The sequence below is a fragment of the Oleiphilus sp. HI0132 genome (assembly GCF_001635845.1).
On sequence record NZ_LWGJ01001348.1, the window covers coordinates 1 to 962 of the forward strand.

At 41.8% G+C, this 962-nt stretch carries 1 protein-coding gene; it reads right to left on the bottom strand.

The window, feature by feature from the left end; all coding sequences use genetic code 11:
* Positions 1–38: 38 nt before the first annotated feature.
* A partial coding sequence (locus tag A3766_RS31355; RefSeq protein ID WP_068642900.1) for a hypothetical protein occupies positions 39–962 on the bottom strand: 924 nt, incomplete at its 5' end.

Genomic DNA, 962 nt, shown 5'->3' on the forward strand with positions numbered 1-962 from the left:
AACAGATGTTTGAAACATACGTTTGATCTAGCTTAAAGTCAAGATTTTAGATTCTGCTCAGGCTCGCCTACCGACTTATTTAACGATTGTTCAAGTTTGCTAGCTTCAAGCTCATCAATTCTGTCATCCCAGCCTTGGTCAAGATGCTTAAAATGGCTCTCTAGATATTCTTTTTCCAAGCGTTTATAGGCCTTTTGAGCTTCAACCATTAATAACAAATACAGACGAATTGTCTTTTTGTTTTGCATATAGTTTAGCAGTGATCGATCTTTAGAGTAACGATATATACCGTTAAAGAGGCTCTTGGATAAGTTCGGGTTGAATTTTGTCAATTTTTGGCAACGCCATGCGAGCCCGTCAGTGCCTTCAAGGTACTGAATATGGTGTAAAGCTCCGTATTCGATCACCTTTCTTTTAGCTAGCAACTCATGTAAATGTGGACGAGAGAAAAAGAACTTCCGCATAGGAGAGAATGCAAAAAAAGCAGATAGAAAAGCCATACCACAACCAACACCACCAACCCAGGCATCAAGCAAACCTAACAAACTAAATACAAACAAGGACGCGAAAATAGCACATATAAGTACCCAGTAATCTCTATCTCTCCGAGCTTCGGCTACCAAGGTGTTATCGGGGTAATCGTCCATTGCGAGGTGATCATAGTTCAAGCCCATTACAGGCTCACAGCCTGCAAGTAATATCTTCTTCCTATGTTGCTGCAGTTTTAATTCGGCCTTTTGTGCAAGAATACGCTCTCGCGCGTTATCAACAATACTTTTCTTTTGGCGTCGGTCGTCTTCTAAACGACGCTCAACAGTTCCTCGAGGTTTTTTGCTTGTATGCCGTCGATCGGGAGTCTTGCGCCTGCTATTTTCCTCTGCGTCATCACCAGAGGCCAAGCCATTATTTTGATCGATATCATTTAACAAGCTATCAAGAGATGCAGTTTTGCTTGTATCCGC